The 16,694-nt window shown below is 55.2% G+C and carries 12 protein-coding genes; all 12 read right to left on the bottom strand.

From position 1 onward, the window contains the following. Positions 1-5: 5 nt before the first annotated feature. The 12 genes from rfbG to VXK30_RS11390 all read right to left on the bottom strand — a co-directional run bounded on the left by rfbG (position 6) and on the right by VXK30_RS11390 (position 16,575). On the bottom strand, positions 6-1,109 hold the full coding sequence (gene rfbG / locus VXK30_RS11320) for a CDP-glucose 4,6-dehydratase (protein WP_275713735.1): 1,104 nt from the start codon (positions 1,107-1,109) through the stop codon (positions 6-8). Beyond that, positions 1,091-1,861: a glucose-1-phosphate cytidylyltransferase gene (rfbF, locus tag VXK30_RS11325; protein ID WP_275713736.1), complete on the bottom strand. Its 771-nt coding sequence runs from the start codon at positions 1,859-1,861 to the stop codon at positions 1,091-1,093. The genes rfbG and rfbF overlap by 19 nt, the downstream gene beginning before the upstream one ends. 118 nt (positions 1,862-1,979) lie before the next feature. Continuing rightward, on the bottom strand, positions 1,980-3,068 hold the full coding sequence (locus tag VXK30_RS11330) for a tetratricopeptide repeat-containing glycosyltransferase (protein ID WP_275713737.1): 1,089 nt from the start codon (positions 3,066-3,068) through the stop codon (positions 1,980-1,982). A 9-nt stretch (positions 3,069-3,077) separates the two neighbouring features. Next, a complete protein-coding gene (locus VXK30_RS11335; RefSeq protein WP_275713738.1) occupies positions 3,078-4,187 on the bottom strand; it encodes a tetratricopeptide repeat-containing glycosyltransferase in 1,110 nt (369 codons plus the stop codon). Between the two features lie 93 nt (positions 4,188-4,280). After that, positions 4,281-5,570: an exosporium glycoprotein BclB-related protein gene (locus tag VXK30_RS17190; RefSeq protein ID WP_442877871.1), complete on the bottom strand. Its 1,290-nt coding sequence runs from the start codon at positions 5,568-5,570 to the stop codon at positions 4,281-4,283. A gap of 678 nt (positions 5,571-6,248) precedes the next feature. Then, positions 6,249-8,156, bottom strand: a complete 1,908-nt coding sequence (locus VXK30_RS17195; RefSeq protein ID WP_442877872.1) for a BclA C-terminal domain-containing protein — start codon at positions 8,154-8,156, stop codon at positions 6,249-6,251. 399 nt (positions 8,157-8,555) lie between these two features. Beyond that, a complete protein-coding gene (locus VXK30_RS17200) occupies positions 8,556-8,900 on the bottom strand; it encodes a hypothetical protein (protein WP_442877866.1) in 345 nt (114 codons plus the stop codon). A gap of 1,029 nt (positions 8,901-9,929) precedes the next feature. Beyond that, entirely contained in the window at positions 9,930-10,220 is a 291-nt protein-coding gene (locus VXK30_RS11370; protein WP_141825586.1) for a hypothetical protein, read from the bottom strand. Between the two features lie 187 nt (positions 10,221-10,407). After that, positions 10,408-11,388 (bottom strand): CAP domain-containing protein, encoded by a 981-nt coding sequence (locus tag VXK30_RS11375; RefSeq protein WP_275713740.1) that lies wholly within the window; start codon positions 11,386-11,388, stop codon positions 10,408-10,410. A gap of 147 nt (positions 11,389-11,535) precedes the next feature. Further along, a complete protein-coding gene (gene phnD / locus VXK30_RS11380; RefSeq protein ID WP_275713741.1) occupies positions 11,536-13,422 on the bottom strand; it encodes a phosphate/phosphite/phosphonate ABC transporter substrate-binding protein in 1,887 nt (628 codons plus the stop codon). A 272-nt stretch (positions 13,423-13,694) separates the two neighbouring features. Next, positions 13,695-13,958 carry a metal-sensing transcriptional repressor gene (locus VXK30_RS11385; RefSeq protein ID WP_038324927.1) on the bottom strand — a complete coding sequence of 88 codons (264 nt, stop codon included), beginning with the start codon at positions 13,956-13,958 and terminating at the stop codon, positions 13,695-13,697. Between the two features lie 19 nt (positions 13,959-13,977). Then, the gene (locus VXK30_RS11390; RefSeq protein WP_275713742.1) at positions 13,978-16,575 is read right to left on the bottom strand and encodes a heavy metal translocating P-type ATPase; all 2,598 of its coding nucleotides are present in this window, start codon (positions 16,573-16,575) and stop codon (positions 13,978-13,980) included. Positions 16,576-16,694: the final 119 nt, after the last annotated feature.

Below are 16,694 nucleotides of genomic sequence, written 5' to 3' on the forward strand. Positions count from 1 at the left end.
CCCCGTCAGTCCGGAGCCGCCTTTATGCACGCCGCGGAGTAAGCGGCGATCTGCCTCCTGCAGAGGGCGTAAACATCCTCCCTGCGGTAATCCCGGTACCACTCCACGGTATATTCCAGCGCTTTCTTCAGATTCATACGGGGCTTCCACCCGAGAAACGTCTTCGCTTTGGTGCAGTCAAGGCTCAGCATAGCGGTCTCATGCAGGGACGTATATTCCGAGCAGTCCACCCATTCCCCGCTTCCCCAGAGCGAGATCAGCTCGTCGGCCAGCCGGCCGACCGGGACAACGGAGTCCGGATCCGGGCCGAAATTCCATGCCCCCGTGTACCGCGAGCCCTTCTCCGCCATTTGATACGCCAGCAGAAGATAGCCGTAAAGCGGTTCCAGAACATGCTGCCACGGCCGGACGGACTCGGGATTGCGGATCATAACGGGGCTGCGGGACTGCAGGGCGCGGATACAGTCGGGAACGAGCCTGTCTTCCGCCCAGTCCCCTCCCCCGAAGACGTTGCCCGCCCGAGCGGTAGAAACGCATTTTCCGGGGCGGGTACTGAAAAAGGAGCTCCGGTACGCGGCCGCAACAAGCTCCGCGCAGCCCTTGCTGGCGCTGTACGGATCATATCCGCCCAGCGCGTCCTCTTCCCGGTAGCCCCAGAGCTGCTCCCTGTTTTCATAGCATTTGTCGGACGTAACGATCACGCCCGTTTTTACGGTCCGGGAAAGCCGGATGTTTTCCAGCACCTCCACGGTTCCCATGACATTGGTCTCAAACGTTTCGCCCGGGATCTCATAGGAACGGCGGACAATGGGCTGCGCGGCAAGGTGAAACACGATTTCCGGCTCGTACAGGTCGAAAATCTGTTTGAGCCTCGCCCCGTCGCGGATGTCCCCGCGGATATCCACCGTTCTGTGCCGCAGCCCGCAAAGGCTGAAATTGCCGTTTTCCGCCGGGGGATCCAGCGCGTAGCCGACCACCCTTGCGCCCAGCAAATACAGCCACAGGCAAAGCCAGGAGCCCTTAAAGCCCGTGTGGCCGGTCACCAACACATTTTTCCCGCGGTAAAAGCCCCCGAACATTCTGCTCAGGTCTATTTCCATATCTTCCATGGCGTCTCCCCCGTTTTCCATAGCATATTGACCCTTTCCACATCCTTGTAAGTATCAATCGCCGTCCAGAAGCCGCCGTGCCTGTAAACGGCGAGCTCGCGGTCAAGGGCAAGCCTGTGCAGAGGCTCCTGTTCAAAAGCGCAGTCCTCTTCCGGCAGATATGCAAACACCCTGCGGTTCAGGACCATATAGCCGCCGTTGATGGTGTCCTCCAATACCGGCTTCTCCTTAAACGCGGTCACGATTCCGTCCCGCGTTTCGATCACCCCAAAGGAGGAGTTCGGGCTTACGCCGGTCAGAGTCGCGATTTTCCCGCTTTTTTTATGGTAGACATAGAGCCTGCGGATATTGACGTCGCTCAGGCCGTCGCCGTACGTCAGCATGAAATCTTCATCGTCAATGTATTTCTCGATCTGCTTGATCCGGCCGCCTGTCTGCGTTTCCGCCCCGGTGTCCACAATCGTAACGTTCCAGTCCTCTTCCCCGGCGGTATGATATTCCACGGCTTCCCGCGGTCCCGTCTTTACGGTGAAATCATTGTTCCGCCACCGCATTTCCATGAAATACCGCTTGATCATATCGCCTTTGTACCCCACGCACAGGATGAAATCGTTGATTCCGTAATAGGAATAGGTTTTCATAATGTGCCAGATAATCGGATTTTCGCCCACCTCCACCAGGGGCTTGGGGCGGAATTCCGTCTCCTCCCGCATACGCGTGCCTTTTCCTCCGCAAAGAATGACTGCCTTCATAACCCGCACCCGTCTTTCTGTGCAAAACTGCGGTTTTCCTTCGTTGATGCCCTGTTTTATTTATATATGCGAATATTGGAGCGTTTACCACTGCTGAAAAGCTGTCCCCGCGCCCCTTTTAATGATTTGCTTTCAGCTCGATCAGCCTGAGGTTGTTTTGCAGCCTTTCGTCCTTGGGGCTGAACGCCAGCGCCGCCTTTGCGTGGGCAAGGGATTCCCCGTACATGCCGAGCCGGTAACAGGCGATCGCGCACAGGTCATCCGGCGTATAATCCCACGCGTATCCCATGTTGACATAGACCATGGACTTCTGCCTGATCTTGAGCGCTTCCGCCGCCATATAGTACGCCATGGGCCAGTTTGACGTCTGATAGGCCATTTGGGCGCACTCCACATAGGGTTCGCGCATATAAGGCGCTTCCGCGATGGCGCGGCAATACCAGCTGAAAGCCTCCGTCAGATCGGAAAGCCGGAAGCAGGATTTTGCGATCCAGCGCATGGACGCGCACCGTTCTTCCTTCCAGACGGAGGACGGCAGCGCCAGATGCCGTTTTAATTCCGCGATGCATTCTTTCCACATGCCCTTGTACATATATTCCCGTCCAAGGTAATACGCCACGCGGTCGTCCTGAGGCGTTTCCTTCGCCGCAAGCTCCAGCAGAGGCAGATAGGACCCCCTGGATTTTGCGGCGTCCGGGTAGTGATTCAGCTCCATTCCGGTAATGTAGATGATTTTTTCCGGCCCGGCGCCGACATATTTCAGGCACTCGTGAACGGGATAAGCCCATTGATAGCTGTGCCTGTCATGGATTTTGAAGTAGCTGAACTGCACGTCGGGCGTACCGTCCTCTTTCAGGCTCCAGTTGTAAAGGTATTTTCCCATGGTGGTGCCGGGCTGCCACGATTTTTCCACACAGTCGCGCCATCCCTTGGTAAATACTTCGTCAAGATCGGTGCATACGCAGATATCGGCGTCCTCGGGAACATGGCCGAGGGACAGGTTCCGTGCCACGTCGAACCGCCACGGCTTTATTTCTTCCGTGCAGACCACCGCGCCGCGCTCCCTCAATTTTTCAACGGTGCCGTCGGTGGAGCCCGTGTCCGTCACAACGATCACGTCCGCCTCCCCCATGGAATCCATCCAGCGGTCGACAAACTTTTCCTCATTCTTACAGATCGCATACACGCAAATTCGATACTTTTTCAAAAGATCACCTCAAACCTTCGGGTCCGGCTGCGCATCGGGAAGCTTCAGCTTAATCAGTTCCAGGTTCTTTTTCAGGCGCTCGTCGTCCGGCTGCAGTTCGCACGCCCGGGTAGCATAATCGCAGGATAACCGGTACAGTCCCAGCCGGTAGGCGCTGATCGCCCCAAGGTCGTACAGCGAATACCCCCACGCGGCCGGCTCAAACAGATAGCTGCCCGATTTTTCCGTGATTTTCAGCGCCTCGCTGACCATGAAAAAGACAAGGGGCCAGTCATTCATCCGGTACCCGAGCTGGGCCATCTGGTGATAGGGCTCCCGAATCGTCGGGCATTCGGCAATCGCCCTGAACAGCCACAGGCGGGCCGCATTTTTATCTTCCTTTCCCTGATAACTGCTTGCGATAAAGCGCATGGCGGCGCACCGCTCCTCGTTCCAGAGAGCGGTGGGCATCTTCAGGTAATTGCTCAATGTTTCGATGCTTTTATCAAGCATTCCCTTATACATGTATTCCCGGCCAAGCCAGAAAGCGACCCGGTCGTCCTGAGGATTCTCCTTAGCGGACAGCTCAAGCAGGGGCAGGTACTGGCTTCTGGGTTTACTGGTATCCGGATAGTGGTTAAGCACCAGGCCGGGGATCCAAACCGTTCTGTCCGGATCCTCGCCGCTGTAGGCCAGAATCTCATGGACCGGATGCACCCAACGGAAGCCGTGCCGCCGGTGAATTTTCTCCATTGTGAACTGCTTGCCGTATGTCCCGTCGCTGTTGTGGCTCCAAGTAAACAGATACCTTGCGCGTGTATAGATGGGAAGCCAGGCGTTTTCCAGCTTCTCCCTCCATCCTGCTTCAAATACTTCATCCAGATCATTGGAAACGCAGATATCCACGTCCTCAGGGATATGGTCCATGGCCAGATTTCTCGCCGCGTCGAATCGCCAGGGGCTGATGGTTTCCACGTAGACGGCGGCCCCTCTTTCGCGGAGTTTTTCCACCGTTCTGTCCGTGGAACCCGTATCCGTTACAACCACCAGGTCCGCCTCGCTGACCGCGTCCATCCAGCGGTCGACGAATTTTTCCTCGTTTTTTGTAATGGCATAAACACAGATTTTATACCGGTTCAATTTCGCACCCTCTTCTCAGTAATTATGTAAATCGTTTGGTCCCCCTTTCGGAGAGGCCAAACGATCATAATATTATTTTTTTGTGAGATGCATTTAAGCGATGGTCACACCGGCACTGGCATAACCGGAAACGGTATTGGCGAGTGTAAGTCCTGCAGCGGTGATAGAGTAAACCATCAGCAGGCGCGTTTCCGCGGTAACCGGGATGCTCAGCCCTGTCACAACACCGCTGGATACGGTACCAAGGGAGATAGCACCCGTCAGAGGGGGGGCCAGAGTGACCAGCGTACCGGCAATCGGTGTGAACGTGTTGTCCGGTGTGGTCGATTCATACAACTGCGCGGTAATTGTCACCGTTGATCCTACCAAAGATAATGCCACCGTTGTACTAAAGAATGCTGCAACGGAAGTGATCGTGCCGTCACGCGGAACGGAAAACGCTTCGTTGACTGTGATACCCGGGCCACCCGTCAGATCGATTGATGCTCCAAGCACGGTTAATCCTTCAGCGGAACTTCCAAAGCCAATAAATGCGGGGGTTCCGGCTAAGCCGCCTGCAATAGATGTCAGAGTAACCGGTAACCCCGATGCAAAGGGGATAATCGCCGATCCGCCTGTTGGACCGGTGTCACCTGTCGGACCCGTCGGACCAGTATCTCCGGTTGCCCCTGTTGGACCGGTGTCTCCGGTTGCTCCCGTTGGGCCGGTGTCACCGGTTGCTCCCGTTGGACCGGTGTCTCCGGTTGCTCCTGTAGGGCCGGTGTCTCCGGTTGCTCCCGTCGGACCGGTATCCCCGGTTGTTCCTGTTGGACCGGTGTCACCTGTAGCCCCTGTTGGGCCGGTATCGCCGGTTGCTCCCGTTGGACCTGTGTCTCCGGTTGTTCCTGTTGAACCGGTGTCACCTGTAGCCCCTGTTGGGCCGGTATCGCCGGTTGCTCCCGTTGGACCTGTGTCACCTGTAGCCCCTGTAGGGCCTGTGGCTCCGGTTGGGCCTGTCGGGCCTGTGGCTCCGGTTGCTCCCGTTGGACCTGTGGCTCCGGTTGCTCCGGTTGGACCGGTATCTCCGGTTGCTCCTGTCGGACCTGTGGATCCGGTAGCCCCTGTTGGGCCGGTATCGCCGGTTGCTCCTGTCGGGCCTGTGGATCCGGTTGCCCCTGTTGGGCCGGTGGCTCCGGTTGCTCCCGTTGGACCGGTGGCTCCGGTTGTTCCCGTTGGGCCGGTGGCTCCGGCTTCCCCTGTCGGGCCTGTGTCCCCGGCTGTTCCTGTTGGGCCTGTGTCGCCGGTTGCCCCCGTTGGGCCTGTTGGACCTGTCGGACCTGTGGGACCGGTAGGAGTAACAATATCATCCTCAATTACGACGAGGGTCGCGGTTAACGGCACCATCGGTGAATAGAAAACCACCTGCGTGCTGGCATTTACCAACGACACTGTCACGGGCGCCTCAGTTACATCGATAATTCCCAGTCCTACGACTTCCCCCGTTTTCAGCGGTGAGTTGCCCTCCAGAAGATCTCCCTGTGAAGAGGAAAGCGCAAACACCGTCCCATTGGCTGACAGAGAGGATTGGGATGTTACCCACCAATTTATCTCATATCTTCCCGCTTCATTAAAAGTGATTTCTCCGGTTGCCGGGTTATAACTTACATTTCCTGCCGAATAAACTATGCTGTCAAAAACCACGTTAGCCGCAACCGCCACTGAACCATCTGTTGTACGTTCTATCTGTAGTGCTATATTGCTCAATTAAAATCCTCCAATACTATCTTGCTCAATGAGGTATTCTTTACAGATTTACCTCTGTGATAACTGCCTGAACAGGGCCGCCAAACCGAAGGTTACCCAGTGGCATTGGTAAGCGTAATAGCGCCTGTGACCGCTCCCACGGTTACTAAAACAATCACACTGGCTCCGTTCGGCAGCCATACCTACACTGCCAAGAAACTATGCCTGAATTTCCAGAAAAGCGACAGCGGACCAGGGACCTTCAGACCCGTGGGGTCGTTTACATTGGAAAACTGTACGAGAACATGCCCGAAAGGGCATGCTCCCGTACAAAGGGAATTACGCAAGACGTATTACAGTAAGGGTGGCACCTGCACCGTCCTGAAGTGTTGCCGTACCCAGCAAGCCGAAGAACTGAAGCTGAAGCTGATCTCCGGCAGTCAGTGGAACAATGGTAGTGGCGCTGAAGGCTGAGACGGAAACGAGGGGAGAAAAAACAGATCCGGGAATCGCCGTGCTGTTTTGGAGTACCTGAGTAGACACGAGCAGACCCGCGGTTACGTTAATCTGGTAAGTTACCAGATAGGTGCCCGTACTGGGAACAGTAAAGATTGTGTTTGCCCCATCGACAGTGAAGCTATCCAGGTTCTGGTTGTCAGGCAGGGCTATCGAGGTACCGCCTGCCACCGTGGCGATCGTGTCACCTGTGGCATTTTGTGCACTCATGGAGTTCTCTGTGACAGAAGGCCCAGTGGGTCCGGTGGGTCCGATGTCTCCAAGTAGGCCTGCAACACCGGCCGCTCCTGCCGGGCCGGTATCTCCAGTTGCTCCCGTAGGACCTGTATCCCCGGTTGCTCCTGTCGGACCGGTATCTCCGGTTGCTCCTGTAGGGCCGGTATCCCCGGTAGCCCCTGTCGGGCCGGTATCTCCAGTTGCTCCCGTAGGACCTGTATCCCCGGTTGCTCCTGTCGGACCGGTATCTCCGGTATCCCCTATCGGGCCGGTATCTCCGGTTGCTCCTGTAGGGCCGGTGTCTCCGGTTGCTCCCGTAGGACCTGTGTCTCCGGTATCCCCTATCGGGCCGGTATCTCCGATTGCTCCTGTCGGGCCGGTATCGCCGGTTGCTCCCGTTGGACCGGTATCCCCGGCTACTCCTGTCGGGCCGGTATCTCCGATTGCTCCTGTCGGGCCGGTATCGCCGGTTGCTCCTGTCGGGCCTGTGTCTCCGGTTGCTCCTGTAGGACCTGTATCACCAGTTGCCCCCGTCGGGCCGGTATCCCCGGTAGCCCCTGTCGGGCCGGTGTCTCCGGTTGCTCCTGTAGGGCCGGTGTCTCCGGTTACTCCTGTTGGACCGGTATCCCCGGTAGCCCCTGTAGGGCCGGTATCTCCGGTTGCTCCTGTAGGGCCGGTATCTCCAGTCGCTCCTGTAGGGCCGGTGTCTCCGGTTGCTCCCGTCGGACCGGTGTCTCCAGTCGCTCCTGTCGGACCGGTATCTCCGGTTGCTCCTGCCGGGCCGGTGTCTCCGGTTGCTCCTGTAGGGCCGGTATCTCCGGCCGCCCCTGTCGGGCCGGTATCTCCAGTTGCTCCCGTTGGACCGGTATCTCCGGTTGCTCCCGCCGGACCGGTATCCCCGGTTGCACCAGCTGTTCCCGTAGGACCTGTGTTTCCGGTTGCTCCCGTTGGACCGGTATCTCCGGTTGCTCCCGTAGGACCAGTATCCCCAGTTGTTCCTATAGGACCTGTGTCACCTGTAGCCCCTGTTGGGCCGGTGGCTCCAGCCGCACCTGTCGGACCGGTGGCTCCGGTTGCTCCTGTTGGACCGGTGTCTCCGGTTGCTCCTGTTGGACCGGTGTCTCCGGTTGCTCCTGTTGGACCTGTGTCTCCGGTTGCTCCTGTTGGACCTGTGTCTCCAGTTGCTCCCGTTGGACCGGTATCCCCGGTTGCTCCTGTAGGACCTGTATCACCAGTTGCCCCTGTCGGACCTGTATCCCCGGTTGCTCCCGTAGGACCGGTATCTCCAGTTGCTCCCGTTGGACCTGTGTCTCCGGTAGTCCCTGTCGGACCGGTATCTCCGGCTGCTCCCGTAGGACCAGTATCCCCAGTTGTTCCTATAGGACCTGTGTCACCTGTAGCCCCTGTTGGGCCGGTGGCTCCAGCCGCACCTGTCGGACCGGTCGGGCCAGTGGGGCCGGTCGGAGTAACAATATCATCCTCAATTACGACGAGGGTCGCGGTTAACGGCACCATCGGCGCATAGAAAATCACCTGCGTGCTGGCATTTATCAGCGACACTGTCACAGGTGCCGCAGTTACATCGATAATTCCCAGTCCTACGACTTCCCCCGTTTTCAGCGGTGAGTTGCCCTCCAGAAGATCTCCCTGTGAAGAGGAAAGCGCAAATACTATCCCGTTAGTTGACAGAGAGGATTGGGATGTTACCCACCAATTTATTTCATATCTTCCTGTTTCATTAAAAGTGATTTCTCCGGTCGCCGAATTATAACTTACATTTCCTGCCGAATAAACTACGCTGTCAAAAACTACATTAGCCGCGACCGCAACTGAACCGTCTGTTGTGCGTTCTATCTGTAGTGCTATATTGCTCAATTAAAATCCTCCAATGCTATCTTGCACAACGAGGCATCTTTACAGACTTACCTCTGTGATAACGATATTGGCCTGAACAGGTGTCGCCGCCAAGCCAACGGTCGCTCCAGTGACATTGGTAAGTGTAATAGTGGCCGGGACTGCTCCCACGGTTACCAACACGCTTCCATTCAGCTGCCCTGTTACGATCGGGGACGATCCAAGGACACCGCCGCCGCCATTTAATTCCACTGCAAAGGATACAGTCGTAGCGGCTTCCGCACCATCCGTTGCCACCCACCAAGTTACATAATAATTTCCGGGAGCGGTGATGGTAAATACACCGGTTGCCGCATTATAGGTGATGTTGGGGCTTACGTTAGATGTGAGCGTGTCAAAGATCACATTAGCTCCGTCGGCAACCGTTCCTACGCCATCGCCAAGAAGCTGTGCCTGAACTCCCAGCAGAGCAACGGCCGGGCCAGTGGGACCTGTATCACCAGTTGGGCCGGTCGGGCCGGTAGCGCCTAACGCGCCGGTGGGGCCTGTGTCACCTGTAGCACCCGTCGGGCCGGTAGCGCCTAACGCGCCGGTAGGACCTGTGTCACCTGTAGCCCCTGTCGGACCGGTTGCGCCTAACGCGCCGGTGGGACCTGTGTCACCTGTAGCACCCGTCGGGCCGGTGGGACCTGCCACCCCTGTCGGGCCGGTGGGACCTGCTGCTCCAGTTGGGCCGGTTGGACCTGCTGCTCCGGTTGGACCGGTGGGACCTGCTGCTCCAGTTGGGCCGGTTGGACCTGCTGCTCCGGTTGGACCGGTTGGGCCTGCTGCTCCTGTCGGGCCGGTGGGACCTGCTGCTCCGGTTGGACCGGTTGGACCTGCTGCCCCAGTTGGGCCGGTGGGGCCTGCCGCTCCGGTTGGGCCGGTGGGACCTGCTGCCCCAGTTGGGCCGGTTGGGCCTGCCGCTCCGGTTGGGCCGGTGGGACCGCCAGACGGACCGATAGGACCGGTGGAGCCGGTTGGGCCGGTGGGACCGCTAAAGCCCATAGGGCCCATGGGGCCGGCAGGGCCCTGAGGGCCTCTCGGGCCGGTAGGACCCGGGCGGCAGCAGCCGCACGGATCTTTGCAACAATTATCCAGGCATCCATTATGATAAATTTTCATTTCTGGATTAAACCCGTCACCTGCATCATAGGGCGGGCATCTTCTGCTATTTGACATAATCAAAACTCCCATGTATCAAATTTGTTTACGAATATTAGCATGAACAAACACTTTACGCTTTTTAATATAATATGTGGTGACCCGCGAAAAGTGCAGTATACGCCTGTGTAATGGGAGCGGGCACACCCAGGGATCACATGGATTTTCAGAACATCCTTCCGGCCATCCGGCCGGAAGGACATTCCTTTCCACAGCGGAACGTTACTTCATCTATTTGTTTTCTTTGGTCCCGGTGGCCCTTAATACAGCGGAATACGCCCCATTGGCACTAAGGGCAATGATGACCGCGTTAAACGGTATCAATGCGCCCGACGACCATGTCAGCGCGCCGGTAAAATACGTTGCCCCCAGTAAAAGGATTATCGCAACGAAATAGGACACCCACTGGGTGGCAATGTTTTTAAAAAACGATGCGCTCTTCACGAACTGGGTAATCACCGCAGTCGCGGCGGCGCATCCTGCAAAGGTAGCCAGCGTTTCCCAGGTAAAAAAATTATTCATACTCATTCCTCCTGCTGAAGACCTTTCCAACAGCCCTCTGGTCATTGTCCAGGCCTCCAGTAAACACTTTATGACACTGCTCTCCATCTTGTTCCAACGTTTTCTGACACGTTCCATGACGGCAAAAAAAGAAGGCCGCCGATAAACGGCTGCCTTCTTTCACATCATTTGAAAGGAATTGAGATTTTTAACCGATGAACTGCTGGGTCCAGTAATAACGGCCCTGTGCGTTCTGGGCAATGCCCACGCCAATCTGGGTAAAGGAAGCATTCAGGATGTTTGCTCTGTGTCCGGGAGAATTCATCCAGCCCTGCATAACCTGCTGCGGGGATGTCTGGCCCATGGCGATGTTTTCGCCGGCGGCCCTGTAGCTGATCCCATACTGCTTCATCATATCAAACGGAGAACCGTAGGTAGGAGACTGATGGTCAAAATAGTTCAGTTTCGCCATGTCCTGCGACTTTAAGGTCGCGGTCTTTGTCAGAGAGGAATTGACGGTAAGGGGCTTGAGTCCGTTTGCGGCCCTTTCCTGATTGACAAGCTGAACTACCTGATTCTGGAAGGAAGCATAGCTTCCGCCCGTAGTGGACGGTGTGCTGGAAGTGCCGCCCTGAGAACTGGAACTCGGCTTGGAACTGGAACTCGGCTTGGAGCTTGCGCTCGGTTTTGAACTGGAGCTCGGCTTAGAGCTTGCGTTCGTATTGGGGCAGGTGTATGTTTTTCCGCCAATCGTGATCTGATATTTGTTTCCGTTGGAGGAATTGGTCAGACAGTTGGAATTGACTGTGCAGGTGGTGCCTGCTTTGCAGTTGGAGTTGTTGATGCAGCCGTTTGCCGTGCTGCAGATCTGGTTGCTGGCACAGCTGTTGCCAACCTTGCAGTTGGTGGAATCGGTTCCCGCCATGGTTCCGTTGGAAGCGGAAGTTTTGGGGCAAACGCTGGATGTACCGGATTTAACGATATCGGCAACGGTGTTGCCTGTTTCCTGTGTGTCCGCCGCCGGTGCTTCGCTGGTTACTTCCACGGCTTCCGCCTGAGAATCGACAGAAACGGTACTTGTGGTGGTGCTTTCGCTTGGTGCAGCCGCGGTATCGCCGCTGTTTACAATCGCGCCGGCCGTACCTGACATCAGCACACATGCAATTAACGCAAGTATTTTCGTTTTCATGTATTATCTCCTTTTCATGCTTCTCGATTTTGAATTGTTACAGGTTTGTAACTTTTCTTGCACTTATCGTAACACCAATGCATGAAGAAAACAATACTGAAAATTATGTAAACTAATGAAGATACTGGAAAAATTATGAATTCGAAATTAATGATTTAATCTTCTGATAATATCGTACGCCTTGTCTTCATTCCTGACAAAGCCTTGAACCGTCGTATCGATCCCGCTGTAGTCGCTGAAGTCCACAAAGGCGCCGCTGAGCTTTTCCGCAAGCGCCGCGGGCATGTCCTTTCTGGCAGCCAGGGCATCCTTCGGAATTTCCTCCGTACGGGCGACAATGATCAGCTCGTCCGTGAAAAGCCCGTCGGCACGCGCCTGATTGTAAACCTCGTCGTAGGTCGCGCCCGCGTCCACCTCCCCGGCCAGAACGGCGTTGACAACATTATTGTGGTTGCCCAAAAAGACGACCTTTTCAAAAATGGTGTCCGGGTCCATATGGTTCTGCTTCATCATATCGCGGGCGTACAGATACCCCGACGCGCTTTTTTCATCGACATAGGCAAAGGTCTTTCCCTTTAAGTCATTGAGGGAATGCACCCTGCCGTCCTTGCGGGCCACAACGTACCCGTTGTAGGAGCAGCGGCCCTGGACCTTCGGCGTAACCAGCACATTCGCCCCGCATTTTTCATGCGCGTTGACATACGCGAACGGAGAAAACCAGCCGACGTCGATGATGCCCTTCTCCACGCTTTCACTGAGCGCGTCGTAGCTTCTGACGATCAGGGTGCGGCATTTCAGCCCCACGCTGGCGCATACCCGCTCGAGGATGGGCACATAGGTTTTCCGGATACGGTCGGGCTCGACGAAAGGATTGACGCCGAAGATGATCTCGTCCTGCTTTTTGAAAGCCATGGCATCCTGCTGCAGCATTTCCGCGGTTTCGCCGATCTTGTTGCAAAAGGAAAGGATCGTTTCGTTTTTCTTCTGCTGGACATTTACCATCTCAATGGCGGAGCAGGAAACATCGTGGGTCTTTTGTACCGCCTCCGCGACATTTTCCACTGCTTTTTCAATTTCAGCCGCCGTATTCTTCTGCATCAGCGACTCCTGGGTAAGTCCGGAAATCGCGTTCTGAACATCCTTCAGGATCGAATTGATTTCCTGAATGATCTGAGACGATTCCGTGACAATGCCGTCCACATTTTTCATCTTGCCGCCGATTTCGGTCATGGCCGTGTTGGATGTCTGTATTTTATCGACAATATTTCTGACCACGCCTTCAATAACGGAGATCGCGTCGTCCGTCTGCACCGCGAGCCGCCGGATTTCCCCGGCAACAACGGAGAATCCCTTGCCGGCCTCCCCCGCCCGCGCGGCCTCTATGGCGGCATTCAGCGCCAGAAGATTGGTCTGGCTGGATATCTTTCTGATATAGTCCACAATTTCATTGATTTTCGCAGAGGATTCCCGAAGCTCCAGGTTGCTGTCGGAAGCGACCTTGATGACCGACGTAAGGTCGAGGATGAAGCTCCCGATGCTTCGGATGGTCCGCTCATTTTTGTTCAGCATTTCGATGGAGGTTTTGGAATGATCCTCGATTTTTATGATCCCGGAATTCAGATTGGTACATGCTCCGGCAAGCTCATTGATGCTTGCATTGATTTCTTCCGAACTGGCCGCATTCTGTTCGCTGAGCTTTTCAATTTCATAAGAAATCTTTGCAACCTTTTCAAAGGTTTTCATGTTGTCCTTGGAAAGCCAGATCAGCTGCTGGGAGTCAAAGCCCATGGTTTCCGCGACCTGAAAAAGCCGTTCTCCCAGGTCGTCCTGTCCATGGTCCTTCTGCTTTACGGGGTGGGGTTCCCCTCCGTTTTTTCCAAACAGGGCGTCGGCGGCAATTAGAATCAGGATGCTCCCGATCACGGAATAGAAAAAGCCGCCCACCCCGTGGAATTGGAACAAAAGTCCTGCCGTCTGAAGAATGAGGATTGCAATTGCAGAAATTAAAACAGACCGTTTCGATGTAAAATTCATTTTTCTACCGCCTCAGCAATCAAAAAATTCAGTTCAAAACTGATAAAATTTTACTTCTTTACTTTCATTCCATGTCTCTTTTATACACAATATTATTATATTTCAAATCTTATAATCTGTCAATGTTATCTATATTTCTGCAAAAACCTTCTTTTTTCAAATTTCAGCCTGTAATCAGAAAAAAAGCGCCCCGAAAAGGCTTGAAAAGCCACTCGGAACGCTTGTATTCTGCGGCCCTTTTCCGCCGGACATTTATGCGGCAGCTACGGGCGTTATTTTGAAAGCTTATCCATGACAGCCAGTATCTCGTCTATCTTTTCTTCGGCGTCTCCCTGTTCAAACGCTTCCTTGACACAGCAGCCAAGGTGCGCGTGGATAATTTCAATGTTGGCTTTTTTCAGGATTGCCTGCGTGGCCATCAGCTGGTTGGAGATGTCGATGCAGTAGCGGTCCTCTTCCACCATTTTCAAAAGTCCGTCAAGCTGTCCCCGTGCGGTTTTCAGCAACCGGGTCACCTTTTCTTTGTCTGCTTTCATGGCAGCCCTCCGTGTAAAATTATTTGCCGAACAGGCCCTTCTTTTCCTCTACGGAAACCACCTCATAGCCGGCTTCCTGCACGGCGTTTTTCAGCGCTTCGTTGGAAACCTCCGTTTTCAGCGAAACCGTGGCGTTGTTCTTTTTCAGATCCACTTTTGCTTCCACGCCGCCAATGGCGTTCAGCGCCTTTTCGACCCTGGCCTTGCAGTGTTCGCAGCTCATGCCGTTAATGGTAATGACTTTTTTCATTTCAGAAAGATCTCCTTCCGCTTCTGTTTTGATCGGGTTTTCGATTTCGTTCTGTCTTTGCCCCGCAGAGATTCTGCGCGGTTTAAACAGCTTTAGCCGCAGCGCGTTGGAAACAACGCACACGGAGCTCAGGCTCATAGCCGCCGCGCCGAACATCGGATTCAGCTTCCAGCCCAGCAGGGAGAAAAACACGCCGGCCGCAAGCGGGATGCCGATGCTGTTGTAAAAGAAAGCCCAGAACAGGTTTTCCTTGATGTTGCGGATGACGGCCTTGCTCAGCTGCACCGCGGTCACGGCGTCGAGCAAATCGCTTTTCATCAGCACAATGTCCGCCGATTCAATGGCGATATCCGTTCCCGCCCCGATGGCGATCCCGACGTCGGCTCTTGCGAGCGCGGGTGCGTCATTGATGCCGTCGCCGACCATCGCGACCTTTTTGCCGCCTTCCTGAATCCTGCGGACCTCGCTTTCCTTGTCCTGCGGCATGACTTCCGCCACAACGCGGTCAATATGAAGCTGGCGGCGGATCGCTTCAGCTGTTCTTTTATTATCGCCCGTCAGCATGACTACGTCAATACCCATTGCCTTAAATTCTTCAATTGCCTGACGGCTGGTCGGCTTTACAACGTCCGCCACCGCGATGACGCCCAGCAGATTCTGCCCCTGCGCAAAATACAGCGGCGTTTTTCCGTCCTCCGCCAGCGCGTCGCAGGCACTTTGCAGGGAGGAGATATCCACCTTTCTGCTTTCCATCATCGCGCGGTTTCCGGCAAAATACTGTTTGCCGTCCAGCACCGCGGCAACGCCCTGGCCGGAAACGGAGTCAAACTGATCGACCGCTTTGATCTCCAGCCCCAGTTCGGACGCCCTTTCCACAATGGCGTCCGCAAGAGGATGCTCCGAGGGCTTTTCCATGGAAGCAGCAACTGTAAGCAGCTCCTGCTCCGCGGCCAGTCCGGTGATCAGGATATCCGTCACCTTCGGCTTGCCTTCCGTAATGGTTCCGGTCTTATCCAGAACCACCGTATTCACGGTATGCGCCGTTTCCAGAGCCTCCGCGGATTTAATCAGGATGCCGTTGGAAGCGCCTTTGCCCGTACCGACCATAATGGCGACGGGAGTCGCCAGCCCCAGCGCGCACGGGCAGGAAATAACCAGCACCGCGATGCCGATGGAGAGGGCGAATTCAAACGACTGGCCGGCGATCAGCCACGCGGCCGCCGAAACAATGGCAATGCAGATTACGACCGGAACAAAGATGCCGCTGATCTTATCCGCAAGCTTTGCGATCGGCGCCTTGGAGGAGCTTGCTTCCTCCACCAGATCGATGATCTGTGCCAGTGTCGTGTCGTCACCGACCTTCTGCGCCTCAAACTTGAAATATCCGGTTTTGTTAATGGTTGCGGCAATGACCTTATCGCCGGCATGCTTTTCCACAGGAATGCTCTCGCCGGTCAGCGCGGACTGGTCGACGGAGGAAGAGCCCTCCACGATGATTCCGTCCACCGGGATACTCTGGCCCGGGCGGACCGGCAGGATATCGCCGACAACGACCTCTTCCACCGGAATTTCAACCTCGGCGCCGCCGCGGATCACCACCGCGGTTTTCGGTGCCAGATCCATCAGCTTGGTAATCGCTTCCGAGGTTTTTCCCTTTGACCTGGCCTCCAGATATTTTCCGAGCGTAATCAGCGCCAGAATGGTTCCCGCCGATTCAAAATAGAGGTCCATCAGAAAATGGTCCGCCGTCTCCATATCGCCGTGTCCCAGCGCATAACCGATTTTGAAAATGGCGAAGATTCCATACACGATCGCCGCCGTGGAACCGATGGCGATCAGGGAGTCCATGTTGGGCGCGCGTTTTGCCAGCGTTTTGAATCCGACCTGAAAATATTTGCGATTGACATAGGCGATCGGCAAAAGCAGCAGGAACTGCGCAAACGCGAACACCACGCCGTTTTCCGGACCGTGGAAGGTCGCTTTGATCCATTCCGGCACCGGCAGGCCGATCCATTCCTTCAGCATATGATGCATGGCAAGATACAACAGAGGAATCAAAAATGTAAAAGAAACAATCAAGCGCGTTTTCATCGACTGCAGTTCTTTCTGGACCGGGCTCTCCTGCGGCTGGCTTTTCGCGTTTGCATTCGCCTTACGGGAATATACGGAAGCGCCGTACCCCGCGTTTTCCACCGCCCGGATCACCTCAGCGTCATTGGCAACCGTATCGTCGTAGTCCACCGTCATGCTGTTTGAAAGCAGATTGACGTTAACGGAGTTCACTCCGTTCAGCTTCCGGACGCTTTTTTCCACATTGGCCGAGCAAGCCGAACAGGTCATGCCCGTTACATTGAATTTTTTATTCATCGCTTCACCTCACTCCACCCCTGGGGGGTGTATTAATACTATAAACATATTTTTAGTTTTTGTCAATAGGCAAAAAATAATTCTGTTTCCTCTTTTACGAAAATAATGGTATATACCGC

The organism is Caproiciproducens sp. CPB-2 (genome assembly GCF_036287215.1).
Taxonomy (GTDB): domain Bacteria; phylum Bacillota; class Clostridia; order Oscillospirales; family Acutalibacteraceae; genus Caproiciproducens.